Below are 23,119 nucleotides of genomic sequence, written 5' to 3' on the forward strand. Positions count from 1 at the left end.
TACATCGCTACGGAATGCTCCCATGCGTGCAGTCAAGAATCTTCTCGTCCTCTACACCGGTGGCACCATCGGCATGCTGCAGACCGCCGAAGGCCTCGCGCCAGCCGGTGGCTTCGAAGCGCGCATGCGCGAACACTTCGCCGGCCAGGCCGATGCGCCAGGCGTGCGCTGGTCGCTGCGCGAACTGAATCCGCTGATCGACAGCGCCAACATGCAGCAGGCCAACTGGCTGGCCATGCGTGATGCCATCGTCGAGGCCGTCGAGCACGATGGCCATGACGCCGTGCTGGTGCTGCACGGTACCGATACCCTGGCCTACAGCGCCGCCGCCCTGTCGTTCCTGCTGCTCGGCCTGCCGGCGCCGGTGCTGCTGACCGGCTCGATGCTGCCGGCCGGCGCGCCGGACAGCGATGCCTGGGACAACCTCGCAGGCGCCCTGAAATTGTTCGAAAGCGGCCTGGCAGATGGTGTGCAGCTGTTCTTCCACGGCCAACTGCTGCACGGCTGCCGCGCCTCCAAGCTGCGCAGCGAAGCGTTCGATGCCTTCAAGGCATTGCCGCGCCACCGCGACAGCGAGCACGCCTCTGAGCTACCCGCCCAGCTGGGCTACCGTCAGCCGCGCCAGCCGGTAAAGCTGGCGGTGCTGCCGGTATTCCCCGGACTGTCGGGCGCGCATCTGCGCGGCCTGATCGACAGCGGCATCCAGGGCCTGGTGCTGGAGTGCTACGGCAGCGGCACAGGCCCGTCCGACGACCAGGCGCTGCTCGACGCGCTGCAGGAAGCCCGCCAGGGCGGCATGATGATCGTTGCCATCAGCCAGTGCCCGGAAGGTTCCGTGGTGTTCGACACCTACGCCGCCGGCAGCCGCTTGCGCGACACCGGGCTGGTCAGCGGCGGTGGCATGACCCGCGAGGCGGCGCTGGGCAAGCTGTTCGCGTTGCTGGGTGCGGGGCTGGATGTGCAGGCGGCCGAACACTGGTTCGCCCTGGACCTGTGCGGCGAGCGCGCTTAGTCACGCTCGGCGACAACGCACTAGCGCGGGGCAAGCCCGCTCCCACGTGGCGCTTGCGTGGAGAGCGGGCTTGCCCCGCGGTCGTTTCGATACCGGGAAAAGTGGCGGAAGGCAGCGGGAGTCGAACCTGCCCGGGAACGGCTGCCGTCCCCAACCGGGTTTGAAGCCCGGCCGCGCCACCGGGCGCGATTGCCTTCCTTAGAAATCGTCAGGGCCTGGCCTGGAATTCGGCCAAAGCACTGTCAGCGCGGATATAACGCTGGTCGGCAACCCTGCGGGTCAGGCCGATGCGGTCGAAGTACTCGAGTATCTGCACACTGCGCTTGCGACCGATGCCCAACATATCGCGAAACGCCGCGACCTGCACTATCGGCGAAGTCTGCGCCTGCTGCAACAACCGCTCTGCCATGCGCCTGAGCGTCGCTTCCGGATAGAACAGATCACGCACCACCTGGTGCACCAGGCCCAGCCGTGCCAGCTTGCGCAGCAGCAGCCGCACCTCATCCTGCGCAGCGTTTTCCTCGCTGGCCAAGGTCCGTACCCAGGGTGGGTCGAACTCGCCCGCCAGCAAGCGCGGCAGTACACGCGCCCACAGCTGCGTATCGGCGTCGCTGAGCTGGACCTTGTGTTCCGGCAGATGCAACCAGGGGCCACTGCTGCTGAGCGCCCCTTCAACGAGCAACTCTTCCAGCAGGCTGACGAACGCCGGACGCTCCAGCGCCAATGCGGTGAACCGGCGCAGCCGGTCGCGGTCCGGCCCCAGCTGGTCGGGTTCCTGCTCGTGGAACCGGGCCAGGCGCTCCAGCACCTGATGCTTGAGCGCTTGCCACTGCGACTGGGCAAACAGCAACTGGCCCTGGCGGGTGGCGACCACCAGTACCCCCTCCGGCAAGCGCCAGGTGTCGCGCAGGCGATTGAACTGACGCTCCAGGCGCTGCGGGTCGAGCCCACCGGGCGCCGCGGCGAGCAACGCCGGCAGGGCCTGCTCGAGATCGTCGGCCTGGTTCAGCACCTGCAACTGACGCAGACGCGCCTCGCTGCGGCGCTGGCGGCTGGGAGCGAACGGGTCGAGCACCCGCCCGCCACCCAGGGTGTGCTGGGCACGCTGGTCGCGCAGCACCAGGCGATCGCCATGCACCGCCTGCAACGGCGCGTTCAGCAGCAGTTGGGCAAACATGCGCTGCCCAGCCTTCAGTTGCTCCCCCTCGAGCAGCGCGACCCGTGCGGTCACATCCTGGGTCCCCAGGTGCACGTGCACCGCGCTGAAATGCTCGAACGTGCGGGTTTGCGTGGGCAGCAGGCTGAGTTCGATATCGACCCGGACACTGGGCGCGTGCAGCCACTGCGGCACTAGCCAGTCGCCACGGTGCACCTGGTCCACCGCCAGGCGTTCGCCGGTGATGTTCAGCGCCACCCGTTGCCCGGCCTCGGCCACCAGGGCCGCCTGGTTCTGCGCGTGCAGGCCGCGGACCCGCACCGGCTTGCCGGCCTTGCCCAGCAACAGGGTGTCGCCGGCGCTGACCTGCCCGGCCAGCGCCGTGCCGGTGACCACGATCCCCGCGCCGGATACCGCGAAGGCGCGGTCGACCGCCAGGCGAAAACCACCCCGCACGCTGCGCTGCCTGACCGTCCCTTGCGCCGCCCGCAGCGCCTGGCGCAAGGCGGCCACGCCCTCGCCGGTGAGGCTCGACAACGGAAACTGCGGCGCACCGGCATAAGGCCCCGGCGCCAGCAGCTCGGTGACCTGGGCCTGCACCTCGGCCAGCCGCGCCGGCTCGACCCGGTCGCACTTGCTGACCGCCACCAGTGCCTGGGGAATCCCCAGCAGTTCGATGATCGCCAGGTGCTCGCGGGTCTGCGGCATCACCCCGTCGTCGGCCGCCACCACCAGCAGGACCAGGTCGATGCCATGGGCACCGGCCAGCATGTTGTGGATAAAGCGCTCATGCCCTGGCACATCGATGAAGCCAGTCAGCGGCTCGCCCTCGCCAAGCGTCGCGTAGCGGTAGCCGAGGTCGATGGTCATGCCACGGGCACGTTCTTCCTGGCGCGTGTCGCCGGCCTGGCCGGTCAGGGCCTGGAGCAGCGCGGTCTTGCCATGGTCGATGTGCCCGGCGGTGCCGACGATCACTGGACCGGCCCCAGTTGCAGCGCCGGCAGTTGCGCCTGCCACTGCGCCTCGTCGTCCAGCTGGCGCAGGTCGAGCCACAGGGCATCGTCATCGATACGCCCGAGCACCGGCACCGGCAGCTCGCGCAAGGCCCGCTCGAGCACATGCAGGCTGCGCCCGCGCAGTTTCTTCGAGACTTGCGGGCGCAGGCACAGCGCCGCGCTGGGCAACCGCGCGACCGGCTGGCTGCCGCTGCCGATCATGCCCAGGGCAGTCTCGACGCTGACACGCCACTGCGCGCCCAGGCGCTCGGACAGCACCGGCGCCAGACGCTCGGCCTGGGCGGCGATCTCGGCCTGGGGACGGGTCAGCAGGCGCAGGCTGGGCAGGCGCTCGGCCAGGCGGTCGGGGTTGCGGTACAGCTGCAGCACTGCCTCCAGTGCGGCGAGGGTGATCTTGTCCACGCGCAAGGCGCGCTTGAGCGGGTTCTTCTTGATCTTCGCGATCAGTTCCTTGCGTCCGACGATGATCCCGGCCTGGGGTCCGCCGAGCAGCTTGTCGCCGCTGAAGGTAACGATATCGGCACCGTCGGCCAGGGCCTGGCGCACCGTCGGCTCGGCCGGCAGGCCCCAGCGGGTGAGGTCAAGCAGGCTGCCGCTGCCCAGGTCCTCGAGCAGCGGCAGCCCATGTTCATGGGCGATGCGCGCCAGCGCCGCGGTAGGCACCTGGGTGGTGAAACCCTGGATGCTGTAGTTGCTGCAATGCACACGCATCAGCAGGCCGGTGCGCGGGTTGATCGCGGCTTCGTAGTCGCGGGCATGGGTGCGGTTGGTGGTGCCGATCTCGTGCAGCTTCACGCCGGCGCGGGCCATGATGTCGGGGATGCGGAAGGCGCCGCCGATCTCGATCAGCTCGCCGCGGGAGATCACCCCTTCCTTGCGCGCTCCCAGGCTGTTGAGCGCCAGCAGCACGGCGGCGGCATTGTTGTTGACCACGGTCACCGCCTCGGCGCCGGTCAACTCGCGAATCAGGCCTTCGATCAGGTCGTCACGGTCGCCGCGCTTGCCGGTGGCCAGGTCGAATTCCAGGTTGAGCGGGTAGCGGGCGGCCGTCTGCATCGCCTCGACCGCCTCCTCGGGCAGCAGCGCCCGGCCCAGGTTGGTGTGCAGCACCGTGCCGGTCAGGTTGAACACCCGGCGCACCTGGCTGCGCTGCTGCTGGGCCAGGCGCTCGCCGGCACGGCCGAGCAGCACTTCGGCGGCCAGTTCCACGGCGCTCAGTTGGCCCAGGCGGGCCGGTTCGCGCAGGTCGTCGAGCAACTGGCGCAAGGCGGCCAGCGTGGCATCGCGGCCGTGACGCTCGAGCAAGGGCTGGCAGGCGGGGTGGCGCAGCAGGGTGTCGATGGAAGGCAGGCGTGGGGTGTCGCTGGCGAGGCTTGAAGACATGCGGTACTACCTATGACTGATCCGTTGTCTGGTCTGGCGCAATCGCGGGCCAGGCCCGCTCCCACGCAGTGGTCGCGACCGGCGTGGCAGCGGGCTTGCCCCGCGATTGGGTTCGACTCGATTGCAGTGTAGACACTACCCCGGCGCCAGCATCAAGTTCGGCGCCAGGCGATGGAAGCCCTCTTCGTCCAGCCGCATGTCCAGCGCCAGGCTGGCCAGGTCATCGGCCAGCGGCTCGGCGGCGGCGTCGTTCTCCAGGTAGCTCTGCTTGAGGTACCCCTGGCACCCCGGGCAGCACTCGGCGCGCAGCGGCGCCTTGCCCGGCGCGTGGCGGTCGTCCTCTAGGCTGCTGTAGCGCAGGCCCTTGCTCGACTCGCAGTACACGCACTTGACCCGCACCACATGCCACTCGCAGCTGCACAGCGAACAGGCCAGGTAGCGCAGGCCGTTGTGCTTGCCACGGTTGCGCACCACTCCGGCCATCGCCGGCGAACCACAGGCCGGGCACTGGGCCAGGCTGCCTGCGGGCTTGAGTTCAGGCTCCGGCAATGCCAGCAGCCAGCTCGACCAGGCCGCCTGCAACGCAGCGCCGATGAACGGCACCAAGGCGGCCGGCACCACGTCGTACTGGCCGCCCAGCAACGCAATGGCCCAGCCCTTGCGCTGCGCATCGCTACTGCCACGCAAGGTGCCCAGCGCGTCAGCCAACGGCCCTTCTGGCTCGGTGTCGAAGCGATCGATCAATGACTGCAGCCAATCCAGCCAAGGCCCCTCGCGCACCAGGCTGTCCGCCGCCAGCGGCGGCAGGCCATGACTTATGCACAGGCGCTGACGCTCCGCCGCCACCGGCAAGCCGCCCGGCGGGTTATCCACAAGCTGCTGCTGGACACGGCACAGCCGCGCCACCAGCCTGAGGTAGTCGCCGAGGGCATGGCCCTCGGCCAGGTGCTCGAGACGCGCGGCGCGCAGTTCGAACAGGTTGGCGGGAGGCAGGTGCAGGAACGGCGGCATCACCGCCGACGCTTCGATCTGCCCGGGTTCGAGAATCGTGCTCAAACGCTCATCCTTCTTTTCCACCGTGGTTGTGCGGCGTCTTGTCGCCCGTCACGTCCCGGTACCACAGTTCATGATGCTTGCGCGCCCAGGCGCGACTGACCCAGCCATGCAGCATGGCGCCGATCGAGCCCTTGATCCAGATCCCGGCGTAGATGTGCACGATGATGCTGAGGATCAGCACGAACGCCGCCAGGGCATGCAGCAACGCCGACAGGCGAATGATGTCGATGCCGAACAGGTGGCTGAAATACGCCCGCCAGATCACCACGCCGCTGACCAGCAGCACCAGCATGCACGCCAGCAGGGTCCAGAACAGCAGCTTCTGCCCGGCGTTGTACTTGCCGATGGGCGGTACGCCCTCTTCCTTGTTCAGCATCACCCGATCGATGCGGCGCAGCCACAGGCGGTCGTTGGCGGTGATGAAGTTGGCACGCCAGAAGCGCAGCACCAGGCCAAGGAAGAACACGAACATCGCCACGCCGATGAACGGGTGGAGGATCCGTGTCCACGGCCCGCCACCGAACAGGTGGCTGAGCCAGAACAGCGCCGGGTGGAACAGCGCCAGCCCCGACAGCCCGGCGAGCACGAACAGGATCGCCACCACCCAGTGGTTGCTGCGCTCGTTGGCGTTGTAGCGCAGGATCGGTTTGTTGTCGCTCATGGCCGCTGCTCCCCTTCGCCGCCCGGGCGCTTCGGATCATAGACATGCACCGCGGGGTCGACCTGGTGGACGCTGGCATCGGGCGCCGGCGCATGCTCATCCTCCTCGACCCGCTGCGGCCCCACCCGCACGTAGTGGAAGAACCCGGCCACCACCGCCGCGCCCATGGCCAGCAGCGCCAGCGGCTTGGTGAAGCCCTTCCACAGCCCGACCAGCGGGCTGATCACTGGCTGGTCCGGCAGGCCGGCGTACAGCTTCGGCGTGTCGGCGTGGTGCAGCACGTACATCACATGGGTGCCACCGACGCCGTCCGGGTCATACAGCCCGGCGTTGGCATAGCCGCGCGACTTGAGGTCGACGATGCGCTCGTCGGCGTGCACCTTCATCTCGTCCTTGCTGCCGAAGACGATCGCCCCGGTCGGGCAGGTCTTCACGCAGGCCGGCTCCAGGCCCACGGTCACGCGGTCGGAGCACAGGGTGCACTTGTACGCCTTGTGGTCCTTCTGCGAGATCCGCGGGATGTTGAACGGGCAGCCGGTGATGCAGTAGCCGCAGCCGATGCAGTGGTCCTGGTTGAAGTCGACGATGCCGTTGGCGTGCTTGATGATCGCCCCTGGGCTCGGGCAGGCCTTCAGGCAACCGGGCTCGGCGCAGTGCATGCAGCCGTCCTTGCGGATCAGCCACTCCAGGTTGCCATCGTCGCGCTCGTGCTCGGTGAAGCGCATCAGGGTCCAGGTCTCGGCCGACAGGTCCTGCGGGTTGTCGTAGGTGCCGTGGTTGTGGCCGACCTCGTCACGCAGTTCGTTCCACTCCGAGCACGCCACCTGGCAGGCCTTGCAGCCGATGCACTTGGTGGTGTCGATCAGCTTGGCGACTTCCTGCTGCTGGCGTACCGAGGGCGGCACGGTGGTGGTGGCCGAGCGGGCAATGATGTCTTGGCTGGCCATCAGAGTTTCTCCACTTTGACGAGGAACGACTTGGACTCCGGCGTCTGGGTGTTGCCGTCACCGAGGAACGGCACCAGGGTGTTGGTCAGGTAGCCGTGCCGGGTGGTACCGGTGAAGCCCCAGTGCAACGGGATGCCGATCTGGTGCACGGTCTGGTTGTTGACCTGCAGCGGACGGATCCGCTTGGTCACTACCGCCACCGCGTCGATATGCCCGCGCTTGCTCGACACCCGCACCCGGTCGCCGGCCTTGATGCCTTTCTCGTTGGCCAGCACCTCGCCGATCTCGACGAACTGCTCGGGCTGGGCGATGGCATTGAGGCGGCAGTGCTTGCTCCAGAAGTGGAAGTGCTCGGTCAACCGGTAGGTGGTCGCCGCATAGGGGAACTCGTCGTGCGAACCCAGGGTGTCCCACACCGAATCGAAGATCCGCCCGGCCGGGTTGCTGATGGCCTTCTTGTTCTGCGGATGCAGCGGGTTGATGCCGATGGGTGTCTCGAACGGCTCGTAGTGCTCGGGGAACGGCCCCTCGGCCATCTTGTCGACGGCGAAGAACCGCGCCACGCCCTCGGGGTTCATGATGAACGGGTTCATCCCTGCTTCCGGTGGCGAATCGACCTTGAAGTCCGGCACGTCGGTGCCGGTCCAGGCCTTGCCGTTCCACCACACCAGGCGTTTCTTCTCCGGGTCCCACGGCTTGCCTTGCGGGTCGCTGGAGGCACGGTTGTAGAGGATGCGCCGGTTGGCCGGCCAGGCCCAGGCCCAGTTCTGAATCTGGTGCATGCCGTACGGGTCGCTGTTGTCGCGCCGGGCCATCTGGTTGCCCTGCTCGGTCCAGCAGCCGGCGAAGATCCAGCAGCCGGACGCGGTGCTGCCGTCATCCTTCATCTGCGCGAACCCGGCCAGTTGCTGCCCGGCCTTGAGCGTGGCGCCGCTGGCGTCGGTGAGGTCGCTGACGGCCCAGCCGTTCATCTCCTTGGCCAGTTCTTCAGGCGAAGGCTCTTCAGGGACCTTGTACGGCCAGCTGATGTTGAGCATCGGCTCAGGGTAGGCGCCGCCCTCGGCCTGGTAGCGCTTGCGCAGGCGCAGGAACAGCTCGCTCATGATGTGCACGTCGGTGCGGGTCTGCCCGGGGCCGTCGGCGCCTTTCCAGTGCCACTGCAGCCAGCGGCTGCTGTTGACCAGCGAGCCGTCCTCCTCGGCGAAGCAGGTGGTGGGCAGGCGGATCACCTCGGTCTGGATGCTGGCCGTGTCGACATCGTTGAACGGCCCGGCGTTACGCCAGAACTCGGAGGTCTCGGTGGCCAGCGGGTCCATGATCACCAGCCACTTGAGCTTGCCCAGCGCGGCGGTGACACGGTTCTTGTCCGGCAGCGCGGCGATCGGGTTGAAGCCCTGGCACATGTAGCCGTTGACCTTGCCCTGGCCCATCATCTCGAACATGCGCAGCACGTCGTAGGCCGGCACGTCGAGCTTGGGCAGCCAGTCGTAGCCCCAGTTGTTGGCCGCGGTGGCGTTGGCGCCGTACCAGGCCTTCATCAGGCTGACGTGGAACTTGCCGTAGTTCTGCCAGTAGGACAACTGCCCCGGACGCAGCGGCTTGGAAGCGCGCTTGTCGATATAGGTGGCGTAGTCCTGCTCGGCGTCGCCGGCCAGGGTCAGGTAGCCCGGCAGCGAGTTCGACAGCAGGCCCAGGTCGGTCAGGCCCTGGATGTTGGAGTGCCCGCGCAGGGCGTTGACCCCACCGCCGGGCATGCCGACGTTGCCCAGCAGCAACTGCACCATCGCCGCGCTGCGGATGATCTGCGCGCCGATCGAGTGCTGGGTCCAGCCCAGGGCGTAGAGGATCGTCATGGTCTTGCCCGGGGCCGAGCAGGTGGCGATCTCTTTCCAGATCGTCATCATCTGTTCCTGCGGCATGCCACAGGTCATGCTCGCCAGCTCCGGGGTGTAGCGGCTGTAGTGCTGCTTCATCAGCTGGTACACGCAACGCGGGTGCTGCAGGCTCGGGTCGACCTTGGCGTAGCCGTCGTCACCCAGCTCGTAGCCCCAGCCGGACTTGTCGGCATACACGCGCCTGGCCGCGTCGTAGCCGCTGAACAGCCCGTCCTCGAAGCCATAGCCTTCTTTGACGATGAACGACACGTCGGTGTAGTTGCGCACGTACTCGTGCTGGATCAGGTCGTTGCCCAGCAGGTAGTTGATCAGCCCGCCCATGAAGGCGATGTCGCTGCCGGTACGGATCGGCGCGTAGTAATCGGCCACCGAGGCGGTACGGGTGAACCGCGGGTCGACCACGATCAGCCGCGCCTTGTTGTGCGCCTTGGCTTCGGTCACCCACTTGAAGCCGCACGGATGCGCTTCCGCGGCGTTGCCGCCCATGACCAGGACCAGGTTGGCGTTGGCGATGTCGGACCAGTGATTGGTCATCGCGCCACGGCCGTACGTCGGGGCAAGACTTGCCACCGTCGGGCCGTGTCAGACACGCGCCTGGTTATCGAACCCCAGCATGCCAAGTGAACGGATCACCTTGTGCGTCAGGTAGCCCGCTTCGCTGGAAGCGGCCGACGCGGCGAGGAAGCCGGTGGTGAGCCAACGGTTGACCGTCTGGCCCTGGGCGTTCTTCTCGATGAAATTGGCGTCGCGGTCCTGTTTCATCAGGTCGGCGATGCGGTCGAGGGCTTCGTCCCACTCGATGCGGGTCCACTCGCTGCTGCCCGGCTTGCGTACCTCGGGGTACATCAGGCGGTTGGGGCTGTGGATGAAGTCCAGCAGGCCGGCGCCTTTCGGGCACAGGGTGCCGCGGTTGACCGGATGGTCGGCGTCGCCCTCGATGTGGATGATGTTCTGCTTGACGTTCTTGCCCGCGTCGCCCTGGCTGTACAGGATCAGGCCGCAGCCGACCGAGCAGTAGGGGCAGGTGTTGCGGGTCTCTTTGGTGTGCGTCAGCTTGAAGTGACGCACCTGCTCGGCGAACGCGGGGGTCGGGGCCATGCCCAACGCCGCGAGGCTCGAGCCTCCAAGGCCGACGGCGGCGACCTTGAAGAATTGCCGACGGTTGAGGTCCATCGTGCACTCCTGATCAGGTTCTCGGGCGCGCGGTACATGGCCGGCGCCTCAGGGACTTCACGGTGGCGGCAAACGCAGGCCGCCAACCGTTAAGACTAGCGAAGAATTCTGAAAGTGCGATGACATGGGTCAGGGAATGGCGCGATAACTCCTACGCCAGAGTCGGAAGCAGCCTACATCGCCATGCGACTTTGACTGCTAGCTTGCCCAGATCGACCCGGCAAGACACACAGGCATGCAGATGAAAAACACCCTGACCGCACTGTTGATCGGCAGCGCATGGCTCGCGACTTCCGCGCTGGCCGCCCCGCCAGCGATCCCCGAAGCCTCCGGGATCACTGCCGAGCACGCGCGCAAGATGGTCGCGGTCGCCGAAAGCGCGGCCCGCGCCGAGGGCTATGCCATCGTCATCAGCATTGTCGACAACCATGGCAACCTGAAGCATTTCCACCGCATGGACGGCACCAGCAGCGGCAGCGTCCAGGTCGCCCAGCTCAAGGCCTCGACATCGGCCCGCTTCCCCCTGGCATCCCGCTCGCTCGGCGAACGCAGCGCAGCGCTGCCGGCCAACCCCTATGCCTCGCTGCCAGGGTTCACGCTGCTGGAGGGCGGGCTGCCGATCATCGACCCGGATGGCAACCACATAGGCGGCATCGGTATCAGTGGGGCCACGCCGGAACTGGACACCCAGTTCGCCCGTACGGCGCTCGAGGACGCGACGGACCCGTCCTGACAGCGCCAGGCTCAGCTGGCGACGCCGCTCTTCGGGCCGCTGGCGATCAACGCCGCGCCGCAGGCGGTCTTGTGGCCGTCGAGAGCGACCGGGGTGCCGTCGACGTTATAGGTGGCGCTGCCCTCGACGATGGGGAACACGCCCTTGCACAGCGGGCAACTGACCATGTGCCCGACGCCGGCGATGGGCTTGCCGTTGACGTTGGTATTGCCGAACGAGCCGAGCACCTTGCCGCCGTGGGTAGTGGAATCGCCGAGGCGGATGATGTCTTTCATGGGGTGAACTCCGTGTCAGGGAAAGGCGTCGCTGCCGGTGGCGAAAGCCTACCATAGCGATACAGAGAGCAGGCCATCTGCTATCAGACTTGTCGCCCAACAAGCCGGAGCATGGCGTGTTTCTGACAACGGCAACGCCGACTTCATGAACCTGCGTCAACAAAGCGCTTCGGCCTGTTGATACTCGTCGAGCATGTCATCGCTGCGCGGGAATCTGTGCAAGGCATCCCCATGGTTTACACAAGCCAGCAAGGGACATGAACACTCGTTCGGCTCGATGTGAGCTTACGCGAAAGTGTTCGTGCCAGCAGGTTATAACCCGGTGTAAAGGTACGGCGTTGTTTGGTCATCAGACACCTCTCCATGGCGAGCATTTTCGCCTAAATGGGTGTCCGGCTTCATTAGACCACTACAAGATTTATTTTCCCTATTCTAACTTTAGGATACCCTGCCTCGTCTGCTCGATGCATTCCCCGGAAATTCGATTAGAGCAGGAAAATAAATCCGCCCCCTTTTACTCTCTTTTACTCTGAAGGAGCACCGCCGCGTGGGTACGCGCTACTGCAAGCTGGCGAAAAGCGTCGCTGCGATGGTTGCACTGGCTTGCTGGCGGCGGTGTCTACGGCATTACTTTTCATATAGTGCCTAGGTGTAGGGTCGTTAACGGCGGGGCGACCGCCGCCGACAAGTGTTCCAAGAACACATGCCGACAGCGATAAATCCGCACGCCCCTTCCAGTCGCCCTTACAGATACGGCGACTCGAATGACTCAACATTCAGCAGCAAGGACGCCACATTTTTTACATCTGCAAGCTCAAGCGAGCAAACGGCATACATATAAAAATCATAACCAAAGTGAAACTCAACCTCATCGGAAACCAGCTTGCACCAGAACGTTTCACGAAGAACACCTTCCACTAAACTCACCACATCAGTGACATCAACGCTTTGACCTTCCTTATATTTACAATCTTCAGAAACCTCCAACCCATTTACCTTGAGCTGCTGGACTCCCAGCCTCTCACATAACTCAAGGATAAAACTAACATACCTCCCCTCCACAAGAAGATACTCTTCGATCGAAACTTTACTTCCAACATCGAAATAACTAGCCCACTCACTATCTGGGGAGTAAAGCCTCCCTTCCCCGTTGTAGCAGTGATACTTTGTAATCCTATATGATTTTTTCACTCAATCACCAATTCTGTTCAACTTTTCGCCATATGTCCCCGACCGTGTCTTTCGACTCCCCAAATTCCTGACGCTATCGGCCGCCTTCCAAGTTCCGCCATTACGTCCATCCACATCCGGCGTTATGTACTTTAATTTATTTGGCGCTTTTTTCTCATATAAACCGCCTGACCATGCGACCGCTCATTCGTTTTGGAATAACCAAGCTCCGCCGCTTGATCTGCAAACGGGCACTGCTTTGCCAAGCCAAGTGGGTCAACCCAAAATATCGGGTTTGGCGCATAAGCAAACAAGTTCCACCCACCTGCGTAGCTTATATAGGGTCCTGACTGATGAAACGCCCGAGTGTAGGGTCATAGTAGCGATAGCGGTTGTAATGCAGCCCGGTCTCGTGATCGTGGTACTGACCCTGGAAGCGGATCGGGTTGGTCAGGCCGACCTGCTTCGCCCAGTCAGACCGCGTTTCCTTGACCTCACCCCACGCCTTGTACTGCGCCGCCCACGCCACCTCACCGTTGTGGTCGGTCAGTTCCCTCGGCGTACCGAGGTGGTCGCATTGGTACCAGAGGATCGCATCGAATGGCTGCGCCTTGACCTCGGTATGCCACAACGGGTCCTGATCGAAGTCGTACTCACGATCGCTCCAGTCCGGCTGACGCAGCAGGCGGATCGGATTGCTGCGCTGGGCCTGGGCAACCGGCACGAAACTGCCCGGCTCGTACAGGTAATGCACGGTACGCCCAGTCTCACCTTCGCCCTGCGGCGGCGAGCTCTCCCAGGCCAGGTTGTCACCATCCCAACCGTATAAGGTGTAACCACAGCCCAGTTCGCGCTGGCGCTTGGCCCGCTGTATCTGGTTCCAGCCACTGCCGGCACGCGGATCGTCTTGGTGGTGCGTGGTGGAGTGCTTGTGCAAGCGGCGGCCCAAGGCGTCGTAGCTGTGCACCACAGAAAAGGGGACAGATTTATTTTCCCTATTCTAACTTTAGGATACCCTGCCTCGTCTGCTCAATGCACTCTCCGAAAATTCGATTAGAATAGGAAAACAAATCCCCCCTCTTACTACAAGCCAACCTCTCAGGCATTAACTTTGAGCGGACAGCTAATCTCGACAATCCACTATACCTAACCCTTAAGTATCATTCATAACAACAGTAAAATTACCACTACCGGAGCAGTAATTTAGAAAATCTCGACAAGCACCCTGATCAGAATTAAGCGCAACACACCCAAAACCAGTATCATCATGAGGATAAATTGCAACATTCAATGACGGATCAATATAAAAACACACCTGACCTATTACCCCTGCATGACACATCAGCAGTTTCGAAAGACCTATAAAATCAGCACTGGAAAAACCGAAACTGAGAGAGTTTGCAATCAAAGGGGATTCCCCATATCGATAGCTTTCAAAATCATCAGTCATTGGCAAAAGCAGTCGCTTAGTCTTCATCTCATCATAAATACATTGATATTTCTTGATTGTCTCCTCATCATCTTCCCGCTCATCATCAAACGAAAGCGCCGTGAGAACCACAGCCCCCTTATTATCCAACTTGAAAAACCCCTCAAATAACGATACCGCCTCATCTATCAGTGAATATGAGAAAGCCTTATTCCTTTCAAAATACCCAATCCAATTAGCCGAATTGCTAAAACCGTTAAAATTTATATCACACAGAGAAAAGCTACCTGGCAACTTTGATGACTCTCCCATCACTCATCCCCAGAGTTATCTTTTTTTTGCGTAGACCCAGATATCCCTACACCAACTTTCCACTCACTCTGCTTGTCACTATGAGTCGTGAAAGTGTCCGTATTAGCAGGATAGAACCCTCACCTTAGCCCCATGCAGGCAGATATTAAAATAAAAACTGCCCCTACTATCCAAACGAAGGCCTCAGGCCTCCCCCCTTACAGACCAAATCACGTCGATCAGCAAGGGCAGAGATCAGAAAAATGAACACCAGAAGTTTGTTAAAAACATCATTTAAACTTTTCCTTTAATTTTTATAAATCACTCCGCCTTCCAAAAGCGCTTCCTTCTAAGCTTTTTTCGGAACACATCCAATTCCTCTTGACCATAGCACGCTTCAAACCTATCCGATAGTTTGCCTTTAATCCGTTCCAACCTAGAAATCATTTGAGAGCCACATACAAACCTTGCAGTCTCTATGCAATAGTCCCTTTCATCGTTTTCGGTAACCTCTTCACGCATATAGTAATACAGCCCGATATTCCTTAAAGAAATCAGGAGATACTCCAACTCCCAAAGAATATCTACAGCCTCCTCGCCAGAAATTTTCACTTCTTTTTCTTCAAGCAATTACTACCCCTCCCCGCCGGGCTAAATTTTTATAAACTTTAAACCCACGAAACTATACATCCCCTGGTCGCTCCCAAAACTCGATTTTATCCAACACCCTCTCCAGATCATCCATATCATCATCGCCTAGCGTATCATCAAATTTTGAAGAAATTATCATTCTCATCTTTGCCAGCCTATCAGTCACCCGCTCGGCATCAACAAATTTCGTGACCGCCGCACAGTACCCCTCACACTCCGCGAGGTCCGCGATTAGTTCCCTTTCGTAGTGCCTATTCAACCTCCCAAGTGACACCAAAATAAATTCTAACTCTCGCAATATGGCACCCACATCTTTTTTGCTCAGAAAAATCTCTTCATTCTCACTTCTCATTACTACTTCCTTTGCACTACAGTATGATTTTTCAGCTCAAGATCGCCTTTGACAGTCAACTCTTTCCTATGATACCTGGGATTCTCCACCCACTCCAACCTACTATTCTCAACATCAGTCTCAATATAATCCCGACCTTTATTCTCCTTGATCTGATATTTTTTCTGCACTTCTACTTTTGATAACGGTTTTTTGCTAGCGGGCTCCAGATACACTCTATTATTATCCTTAGCACGAATCACCCCTTCTTCACATATCGCGTTCGAACCCTGCCTGCTTGTATAGTGCCGAACTCTAGTTGTTCCATTGTTTCTAGCACTTAGCCCTAAAGGATCAATCCAAAGTATAGGGTTCAAGGCATAGGAATATAGGTTTAGACCACCCGCGTAATTTATAGGATCTTGGCTCGTAAACCGGCCAACCTTCGGGTCATAGTATCGGCTTCGATTGTAGAGCAGCCCAGTCTCTTGGTCGTGGTACTGCCCCTGGAAACGAATCGGGTTGGTCAGGCCGACCTGCTTCGCCCAGTCAGACCGCGTTTCCTTGACCTCACCCCACGCCTTGTACTGCGCCGCCCACGCCACCTCACCGTTGTGGTCGGTCAGTTCCATCGGCGTACCGAGGTGGTCGCATTGGTACCAGAGGATCGCATCGAATGGCTGCGCCTTGACCTCGGTATGCCACAACGGGTCCTGATCGAAGTCGTACTCACGATCGCTCCAGTCCGGCTGACGCAGCAGGCGGATCGGATTGCTGCGCTGGGCCTGGGCAACCGGCACGAAACTGCCCGGCTCGTACAGGTAATGCACGGTACGCCCAGTCTCACCTTCGCCCTGCGGCGGCGAGCTCTCCCAGGCCAGGTTGTCACCATCCCAACCGTATAAAGTGTAACCACAGCCCAGTTCGCGCTGGCGCTTGGCCCGCTGTATCTGGTTCCAGCCACTGCCGGCACGCGGATCGTCTTGGTGGTGCGCGGTGGAGTGCTTGTGCAAGCGGCGGCCCAAGGCGTCGTAGCTGTACACCACGCTGAGCCTGCCATCGTCAAAACGCATGAGGCGGTCGAACAGGTCCCAACTCAACCGGGCCTGTTCACCGTTGTGCAGACGGTGGATCAGGTTGCCGCGATCGTCGTACCGATAATGGGTCCCGGCGTATTCACGCAGCAGGTTGTCCATCAGTTTGTTACGGCACGGGTCGCTTTCCAGCGGACGGTTCAGTTCCTGGGTCTTGTCGTCCAGCAGGTTGCCGGCCGGGTCGAAGGCAAAGGTCTCCACGCCGAGACGGCTGGTGGCTTGCAGCAGGCGGCCAACCGGGTCGTATTGATAGGCCAGGTGGCCACGCCGGGTGTCGTGGATATCAGTCAGTTGGCCGACCGCATCGTACTGATACTGGCGTTTGAGCAAGGTCGACTGGCCGTCATGGCTACCCAGCAGTTGCTCCTGCAAGCGCCCTGCCGGATCCCAGCTCTGGGTCTGCATCAGCTGGTTGCCTTGATGACGCACCACTTCGCGGTGCAGGTCATCGCGCTCGAAGGCCAGCAGTTCATGCTGATCAAGGGTCATGCCCAGTACATGGCCACTGCCGTAAGTGAGCACGCTGACCTTGTGGCCATCGGGGCGGATCGTTGTCGTGCGCAGGTTCAGCGCGTCGTACTCGTGCTGCCACACCGCGACCATCGGCACATCGGTCTTGAGGTAGTACTGGTGCTCGCGGGTCAGGTTGCCCGCTGGGTCATGGAACCATTGCAGCTTGCTGTCGGCATTGAGGGCCTGAATCAGGTTGCCGTTGCCGTCGTAGGCAAACGTCTCTTCCTGGCGCTGATCCCCCTGGCTGGCCACGCGGGAAACAAGACGCCCGACCGGATCGAAGGCGATGTCGATCCGGCGCTGGCCGACCTGGGTACTGGCCAGGCGGCCCGTATCAGGGTCGTACTGGTAGCGCGTCACCAGTCCGTCGAAGCCCTTTTCCTCCAACAGACGACCCACCGGGTCGTAAAGGAAGTCGGCCTTGCTTTCGTTTTCGTTTTCCAGCCCGGTCAAACGGCCCAGCTTGTCCCAGCGGTAGCGCAAGGTGTGCTCGTTGGCATCAACCCGCTCGGCCAGCAGGCCCACGGCGTTGTAGGTCCAGGTGGTGCAGCGGTCCAGTGCATCGGCATGGGCCAGCAGCCGGCCTTCGGCATCACGCTCGAAGCGTTCTTCGGTGTTGTCCGGGTGAATGACTTTAGAGAGCTGACCGGCCTTGTACTCATAAGCGGTCTGGTTGGCAGCCGCGTCGGTGAACAACACCAACTGACCGAAGGCGTCGTACGCCCACTGACTGGTCTTGCCCGAACAGTCGGTGTACTCGACCAGTTGATCTGCGGCGTTGTAAGCCAGCTTCTTCTCGTTGCCGTTGGCATCCTTGATCGCCTTGACCAGGCCGGATGGCGTATAGGCGAATTCGGTCTTGTTGCCCAACGGGTCGGTGGTCTCGACCAGGTTGCCCTTCTGGTCGTAATCCCGCAGCCACAGGCCACCCTCGGCGTCGCGGATCTTGATCGGATGACGACGGTCGTCGTAAGCGATATGGATCTGACTGTGATCGGCACGGATATGGCGAATGACACTGCCTTGTTCGTCATAGTCGTAGCGGTCTTCGCTACCATCGGCGTGCACATGACGCACCACCTTCTTACGCTCATCGCGGAAGATCCACTCCGAGCGTTCATCCGGATAACGCACGCGGTACAGGTGGCCGAGGATGTCGTAGTAGTACCAGGTCTCCTGGCCATGGGCGTCGGTGACGTAGGTGAGGCGGATGTTTTCGTCCCACTCCAGGCGGGTATCGTAACTGCCGTCGTCGGCCCATTCGCGAATGGCCCTGGCGTCGAAGGCGCTGCCGTCCCATTGCAGGTTCATACCTCTGCCGGTCCGGTCGGTGTAACGGGTCACCAGGTGGTTCTGGTACTGGTAATGCCAGGCCGCGCCCTGTTCGTCCTGGGCGGCGACGAGGTCGCCCTGATCATCGTAGTGGTAGGCGCACAGCTGGCGCAGTGGCTGACCGTCGCGCATTTCCCACAGGCCGGTAATATGGCCCTGTTCATCGATCAGTGTGCCCAGGTGACGCAGGACGTCTTTTACATCCCCCTGGAAGGTGATGATGTCCGACAGGACCGGCCGCCCATCATGACGGTGCTCGTAATGCAGCATGCAGCCGGCGTCGTTCTCCAGCAGAATCTTGCGCAGGTAATAGCGATCACCCACGCGCAGGTAGTATTCCTTGCGTACGAAGCCACGGCAGATCACCAGTTCATCGTCGCTACTGCGGACCAGCAACAGATCTTCGATGGCGTTGAACAGCGACTTGCCGACCTTGGGCAATTCGAATTCATGGCTGCGGCCATCGAAGTCATGGAACAACAGGCCCTTGCCAACCACGTCGATGCGGGTGGTCAGAGGGCTTACCCAGCGAGCCCCCAGACAGCCCTGGTCATACTCGCCAAGGCGTGAGTGGTAGATCCGCTGCCATTCGATCGGAAATGGCCCTGGCAGGCTGAAGTCGGTATGGATGATGAATTCCGAGCCCAGGGCAAAACTGATGCTGCGACCGGAAGTGGACTTGGGAATGGGCCTTGGGATCGGACAACTAGGCTCGATCGGACTTGGGGTATGGGTAGCATTGGCCTGCGAACTGCTCACCGCCAACTCGCCCTTGCCCTTCTCCCGCGCCACCTGCGTTGTCGTCCCAGGCTTGCTCACCCCGGGCTGTCCATTCTTGTTGCGCTTGCGGAACCCCTTCACCGCCCCGCCCAGCATGGTCAGCAGCCAGCCGATGCTCATCTGCGTCCCCGGATCCGCCAGCTTGGCGAACTGCCGGGTCATCTCCGGGCCCAGGGCACGCAACTGGCCGGTGTTGGCCAGCACCTTGGTCTTGACCTCGTCCGGCAGCATCTTGCGCGCGGCACTGTTGGCCAGGCCCTTGCCTGCGGCCTTGGCGGCGCTGTACGCCGCGCCGAAGAAGTTGCTGAACGCTGCCTTGGGGTCGTTGAACAGCTTGTCGGCCGCCGCGGAGGCCTGCTTGCTCGCCTTCGACATGTCGCCCTTGGCGTTCAACTGGCCCAGGGCGACCTTCTCCAGTCCGGTGGCGATCTCGTTGGTCACCTTGGTGCCCAGCGCGCCGGCGTCGGCGAGGATGCCGGCGATCTTCGGCTGGGCCTTGGTCACGAAGTCATCGATAGTGCCGGCGATGGTCGCGTTGAGGTGGCCGATCAGCACCGTGATCAGCGAATCGCCCAGCAGCATCTTGGCGCTGTTGCGCAGTTCCTGGCGCACCAGGAACAGGGTCGGGCGCAGGCTCATGCGCGCGGCGGCCATGGTCGGCGGGGCCGGCAGCACGCCGATCAGGTTGATGCCCAGGCTCACCCAGTCGAGCAGTTGGCGGTTCTTGCTCTTGACCAGGGTCACGATGTCGCCCAGCGCGTCGACCAGGGCCATGATGTTGCCCACCACCGGCAAGGCGCCGGCCACGGTCTTGATCCGCTCGAGGGTGACGTAGCCACCGCTGGCCGACTGCAGCCAGGCATCGAAGGCGGCGGCGCCGCGGCCAACGTCCTTGACGTCGATGGTGTTGAGCGGCGCGACCGCGACCTGCTGTTCGCGTTTCTTGGCGTCGGTCATGCCAGCACCTCATGGTTCAGCTTGGCCGGGGTCACCGGAGCGCTGAGCTTGGGCAGGCCCGGCAGTTGCTTGAGCGCGCTGGCGGCCTTGAGCGTCGGCGCCGCGCCGGGCACCACGTTGCTGGCCAGCTGGGCCATGGCGCTGGTGTCGCCGCCGAGGGCGGCCTTGACCTGTTGCGCCTGCTGCAGCGCGGCCTGGCCGCTTTTCGCCAGTTGCATGCCCGTGCCGGCCAGGGCCTTGCCCTGTTCCAGCAGGCCGTTGCCGCCGGGGCCCATCAGGCCCTGGGCCATCGATTTTCCTTGTGCCATCGCGTTCTGCATCAGTCCCTTGCCCTTGTCCATGCCTTGTTGCGCCAGTGCCAGGCCCTTGCCCAGCAAACCGTCCGCGCCCTTGCCGCCGCTGAGTACCTCGCCGACCACAGCCTGCTGGCCGGGGGCGATGTCGGCGAAGCTGGGCTTGGGTGGCCAGTCGCCGGCGCCGAAGTGGCTGCCCTCGGCCCAGGTGTCGGCCGGATCCAGGCCGAAGTCGACCCACAGCGGGCCGGCGGCGGCGCCGCTGGCCTGGTTGAAACCGTTGCCGTCGAGCTTGCCCTTGAGCGACTTGCCCAGGGCGTCGACCACGTCGTAGTCGCCGGTCTTCACGCCCTTGCTGTTGGCGTACTGGTACAGCAGCTCCAGGTCGCCCTTGCCGGGTTTTGGTGGCTCGGGGAAGGTGCCGGCCTTGCTCGCGGCGCCGATGTGGGCGAACTGCGCGGCGTGGGCGGTGTAGTTGGCGCTGGTGACGTGGGTGATGCCGCCAGCGTTGTAGGTGGTGGCGCTGCCGCCGCCCTGGATCACCAGCTCGGTCTTGGCGGTGAGCACGATGCGCTCGGCGTTGGCGGTGATGTCGAGCTTGGCCAGCAGGTTGATGTTGTCTTTCAGCGCGCGGATGTCGATGTCGCCGGAGGCCGACACCAACTTCCAGCCCAGGCTCTGCACGAACAAGCGCATGCCCTGGCTGGCACTGGCCAGCAGGCGCTTGCCGATCGACATACTGGTGTGGCCGGTGCTGCTCAGCGCCAGGTGCTCACCGCTGGTGATGTGGTTCGGGCCGGGGGTGGTCAGGGCGATGCCGGCCGGGCTGGACAGCACCAGGTGCGGCTGGGCGAACTCGGGGAATTCGTTGGCGCTCTGGTTGACCGGGCCGCTGCCGAGGATGCCCTGGTGCTGCTCGTGCAGGCGCTTGGCGACGTCGTCCTGGTCGCCCGGTTCCTGGGCCTGCATCTGCTTGGCCAGTTCCGCCAGGCTGTCCTGCTGCTCGCTGGCGGTGGCCAGGCGTTCGGCGGTCTCGGGCAGGTCCTTGTGGTGCTTGGCTTCGTTGGGGCGCGGCTCGGTGGTCAGCAGCAGGCCGCCGGCAGCGCGCACGGCGCCGTGGCGGTCGGTGCGCAGTTCGAAACCTTCACCGCGTGGGGCGCCGCCACTCGGTCTTGGGTGCGTCAGGTAGCCGAGGTTCAGGGCACTGGCGCCGTGGTCGCTGCGCAGGCCGATGCTGATCTCGCTGGTGGTGTCGTCGATGCGCAGTTCGTTGCCGCGGCTGCCCTTGTATTCCTTGCTCTTGATCGTCGCCAGGGTTTTCAGGTCGGGCAGCTTGTAGTGCGGCATGTTCACGCCGTGGTACAGGCAGCCGGTCACCAGCGGTTGATCGGGGTCGCCTTCGAGGAAGCTGACCAGCACTTCCATGCCCACTCGCGGCAGTTGCAGGCTGGCGATGCCCTGCCCGGCCCAGCCGGAGGCGACGCGCATCCACACGCTGGACTTGTCGTCGGACTGGCCTTCGCGGTCCCAGAAGAACTGCACCTTGATGCGGCCGAACTCGTCGCAGTAGATCTCCTCGCCGGCCGGCCCACTGACCACGGCGCGCTGGGTGCCGAGGATGCGCGGCTTGGGATGGGTCAGCGGCGGACGGTAGGCGGCATCCCACGGCGTGGCGCTGAAGAAGTTGCGGTAGCCCTGCTGGAAGCCATCGAAACGGGCGTCGACATCGCTGGTGATGACCTCTTCGAGCACCTGCGGCTGGCGCCCCTGGTGGCGCACTTCGAGCAGCAGCCAGAGGTCGTTCCAGGCCGGGTTCAGGTGCGCGGTCAGCGCCAGGAAATGCCCGCTGGCCAGCAAGGGCTGGTCACTGCGCCCCTCGGCCAGGCGGAAATCGCTGCGGTGGCGTTCCAAGGCGCGGGTGGCCAGGTGCTTGCCACGACTGCGGTCGAGGAAACGGCCGGGGTAGTCGTAGTCCTCGAGGTCCGGCTCGACATGGCTGACCGCCTCGCCCTCGAGCTGGATCAGCGGTTTCTTGAAGTCGTAGTCGCGGCGGCTGACGCTGCTGGTGCGGGTTTCCACGCGCAGGCCGAAGCGCTTGATCATCGGCGTGTCGGCCACCAGCCCGGCGTCCTGCTGGTAGGCCACCGGCGCCAGCTTGCGGAACACCGTCTGGTCGTCGCCGAACACCAGTTGGTGGCCGTCGGCGGCGTGGCGGAAGTGGTAGTGGATACCCTCCTCCTCGCACAGCCGCTGGATGAACTGCAGGTTGGACTCGTCGTACTGCACGCAGTATTCGCGCTGCGGGTACGTCGCGCCCAACTGGAATTGGTAGGCGTTGGCGAGGATGCCATGCTCCTCGAGCACCTGGGCGATGATCTCCTGCACGGTCTTGTGCTGGAACATGCGCTGGTTGATGCGGTGTGCCAGGTAGGCCAGCTGCGGGCGCAGGGTCACCTGGTAGCGGGTCAGGCGCTTGCCCGACTCGCCTTGCGCGGCGCGGTAGATCAGGCCATGCAGGCCACGGCCATCGTCGCCGAGCTGGAGGAACGCGGGCTTGTGCAGCAGGCTTTCCAGATCCAGCGAGGCGCGCTCGCTGACCAGCTCCAGGTCGATGGCGTAGGGTTGGCTGATGGCTTCCTTGCCGTCGAAGGCGAGGACCTGGAAATCGTGTTCCAGGCCGTCGATGTGCAAGCTGAAATGGGTCTGGTTTGCTGCGGCAAACATCCTTGTCCCTCGTTCTTGGGTGGTGGAACCTGCGTGGGTGCCAGGCGGTAGCCTTGTGGCGGTTTCAAGATCGAGCGCCGCCCGCGCGGCGCATCGCAGGCTTCGCCTGCTCCCACATTTGTTTCGGGCCAGTTATGCCTGTGCCAGAGGCGGTGCCCGCCCTGGTGCCTGTCTTCAGGCATGCGGGGCAGCATCGCAGGCTTCGCCTGCTCCCACATTTGCTTTGGGCCTGTCATGCCTGTGCAGA

16 protein-coding genes, 1 tRNA gene and 2 pseudogenes are annotated in these 23,119 nt (G+C 63.0%); 3 read left to right on the forward strand and 16 right to left on the reverse strand.

What is annotated here, in order from left to right; genetic code table 11:
• The first annotated feature begins 22 nt into the window (after positions 1 to 22).
• Positions 23 to 1,012 carry an asparaginase gene (locus F3J43_RS13650; protein ID WP_166887025.1) on the forward strand — a complete coding sequence of 330 codons (990 nt, stop codon included), beginning with the start codon at positions 23 to 25 and terminating at the stop codon, positions 1,010 to 1,012.
• 102 nt (positions 1,013 to 1,114) lie between these two features.
• Here the strand turns inward: F3J43_RS13650 and F3J43_RS13655 are convergent.
• From F3J43_RS13655 to fdnG, 7 genes are all read right to left on the reverse strand, one after another.
• A tRNA-Sec gene (locus F3J43_RS13655) sits at positions 1,115 to 1,210 on the reverse strand.
• A gap of 10 nt (positions 1,211 to 1,220) precedes the next feature.
• Entirely contained in the window at positions 1,221 to 3,143 is a 1,923-nt protein-coding gene (selB, locus tag F3J43_RS13660; protein ID WP_166887028.1) for a selenocysteine-specific translation elongation factor, read from the reverse strand.
• Complete coding sequence (selA, locus tag F3J43_RS13665; RefSeq protein ID WP_166887031.1) at positions 3,140 to 4,567, reverse strand: L-seryl-tRNA(Sec) selenium transferase; 1,428 nt, start codon at positions 4,565 to 4,567, stop codon at positions 3,140 to 3,142. The genes selB and selA overlap by 4 nt, the downstream gene beginning before the upstream one ends.
• Before the next feature lie 135 nt (positions 4,568 to 4,702).
• Positions 4,703 to 5,623 (reverse strand): formate dehydrogenase accessory protein FdhE, encoded by a 921-nt coding sequence (fdhE, locus tag F3J43_RS13670; protein WP_166887034.1) that lies wholly within the window; start codon positions 5,621 to 5,623, stop codon positions 4,703 to 4,705.
• A gap of 4 nt (positions 5,624 to 5,627) precedes the next feature.
• A complete protein-coding gene (locus F3J43_RS13675; RefSeq protein ID WP_166887037.1) occupies positions 5,628 to 6,284 on the reverse strand; it encodes a formate dehydrogenase subunit gamma in 657 nt (218 codons plus the stop codon).
• Complete coding sequence (gene fdxH / locus F3J43_RS13680; protein ID WP_166887040.1) at positions 6,281 to 7,231, reverse strand: formate dehydrogenase subunit beta; 951 nt, start codon at positions 7,229 to 7,231, stop codon at positions 6,281 to 6,283. Before fdxH ends, F3J43_RS13675 begins: the two co-directional genes overlap by 4 nt.
• Positions 7,231 to 10,299: a formate dehydrogenase-N subunit alpha gene (gene fdnG, locus F3J43_RS13685; protein WP_166887043.1), complete on the reverse strand. Its 3,069-nt coding sequence runs from the start codon at positions 10,297 to 10,299 to the stop codon at positions 7,231 to 7,233. Before fdnG ends, fdxH begins: the two co-directional genes overlap by 1 nt.
• A gap of 235 nt (positions 10,300 to 10,534) precedes the next feature.
• On the opposite strand from fdnG, the gene F3J43_RS13690 reads away from it, so the two are divergent.
• Positions 10,535 to 11,032 carry a GlcG/HbpS family heme-binding protein gene (locus tag F3J43_RS13690; RefSeq protein ID WP_166887046.1) on the forward strand — a complete coding sequence of 166 codons (498 nt, stop codon included), beginning with the start codon at positions 10,535 to 10,537 and terminating at the stop codon, positions 11,030 to 11,032.
• Positions 11,033 to 11,043: 11 nt separating this feature from the next.
• Here the strand turns inward: F3J43_RS13690 and F3J43_RS13695 are convergent, their stop codons facing one another.
• Positions 11,044 to 11,307 (reverse strand): PAAR domain-containing protein, encoded by a 264-nt coding sequence (locus F3J43_RS13695; RefSeq protein ID WP_011531938.1) that lies wholly within the window; start codon positions 11,305 to 11,307, stop codon positions 11,044 to 11,046.
• A 529-nt stretch (positions 11,308 to 11,836) separates the two neighbouring features.
• Here F3J43_RS13695 and F3J43_RS13700 point away from each other — a divergent pair.
• Positions 11,837 to 11,956 (forward strand): annotated as a pseudogene (locus F3J43_RS13700) (IS5/IS1182 family transposase); the annotation flags it as partial.
• A gap of 95 nt (positions 11,957 to 12,051) precedes the next feature.
• Here the strand turns inward: F3J43_RS13700 and F3J43_RS13705 are convergent.
• The 8 genes and pseudogenes from F3J43_RS13705 to F3J43_RS13740 all read right to left on the reverse strand — a co-directional run bounded on the left by F3J43_RS13705 (position 12,052) and on the right by F3J43_RS13740 (position 22,872).
• Positions 12,052 to 12,498 carry a hypothetical protein gene (locus tag F3J43_RS13705; RefSeq protein WP_166887049.1) on the reverse strand — a complete coding sequence of 149 codons (447 nt, stop codon included), beginning with the start codon at positions 12,496 to 12,498 and terminating at the stop codon, positions 12,052 to 12,054.
• Positions 12,499 to 12,642, reverse strand: a pseudogene (locus F3J43_RS24320) (toxin C-terminal domain-containing protein); the annotation flags it as partial.
• 169 nt (positions 12,643 to 12,811) lie between these two features.
• Entirely contained in the window at positions 12,812 to 13,414 is a 603-nt protein-coding gene (locus F3J43_RS13715; protein ID WP_286184566.1) for an RHS repeat-associated core domain-containing protein, read from the reverse strand.
• A gap of 216 nt (positions 13,415 to 13,630) precedes the next feature.
• Complete coding sequence (locus F3J43_RS13720) at positions 13,631 to 14,218, reverse strand: hypothetical protein (RefSeq protein ID WP_166887051.1); 588 nt, start codon at positions 14,216 to 14,218, stop codon at positions 13,631 to 13,633.
• A 300-nt stretch (positions 14,219 to 14,518) separates the two neighbouring features.
• The gene (locus tag F3J43_RS13725; protein ID WP_166887053.1) at positions 14,519 to 14,827 is read right to left on the reverse strand and encodes a hypothetical protein; all 309 of its coding nucleotides are present in this window, start codon (positions 14,825 to 14,827) and stop codon (positions 14,519 to 14,521) included.
• Between the two features lie 52 nt (positions 14,828 to 14,879).
• Positions 14,880 to 15,200 (reverse strand): hypothetical protein, encoded by a 321-nt coding sequence (locus tag F3J43_RS13730; protein ID WP_166887055.1) that lies wholly within the window; start codon positions 15,198 to 15,200, stop codon positions 14,880 to 14,882.
• 2 nt (positions 15,201 to 15,202) lie between these two features.
• A complete protein-coding gene (locus F3J43_RS13735; RefSeq protein WP_166887056.1) occupies positions 15,203 to 19,855 on the reverse strand; it encodes an RHS repeat-associated core domain-containing protein in 4,653 nt (1,550 codons plus the stop codon).
• A complete protein-coding gene (locus F3J43_RS13740; RefSeq protein WP_166887058.1) occupies positions 19,852 to 22,872 on the reverse strand; it encodes a type VI secretion system Vgr family protein in 3,021 nt (1,006 codons plus the stop codon). The genes F3J43_RS13735 and F3J43_RS13740 overlap by 4 nt, the downstream gene beginning before the upstream one ends.
• Positions 22,873 to 23,119: the final 247 nt, after the last annotated feature.

The sequence above is a fragment of the Pantoea sp. Cy-639 genome, assembly GCF_011752525.1.
Taxonomy (GTDB): Bacteria; Pseudomonadota; Gammaproteobacteria; order Pseudomonadales; family Pseudomonadaceae; genus Aquipseudomonas.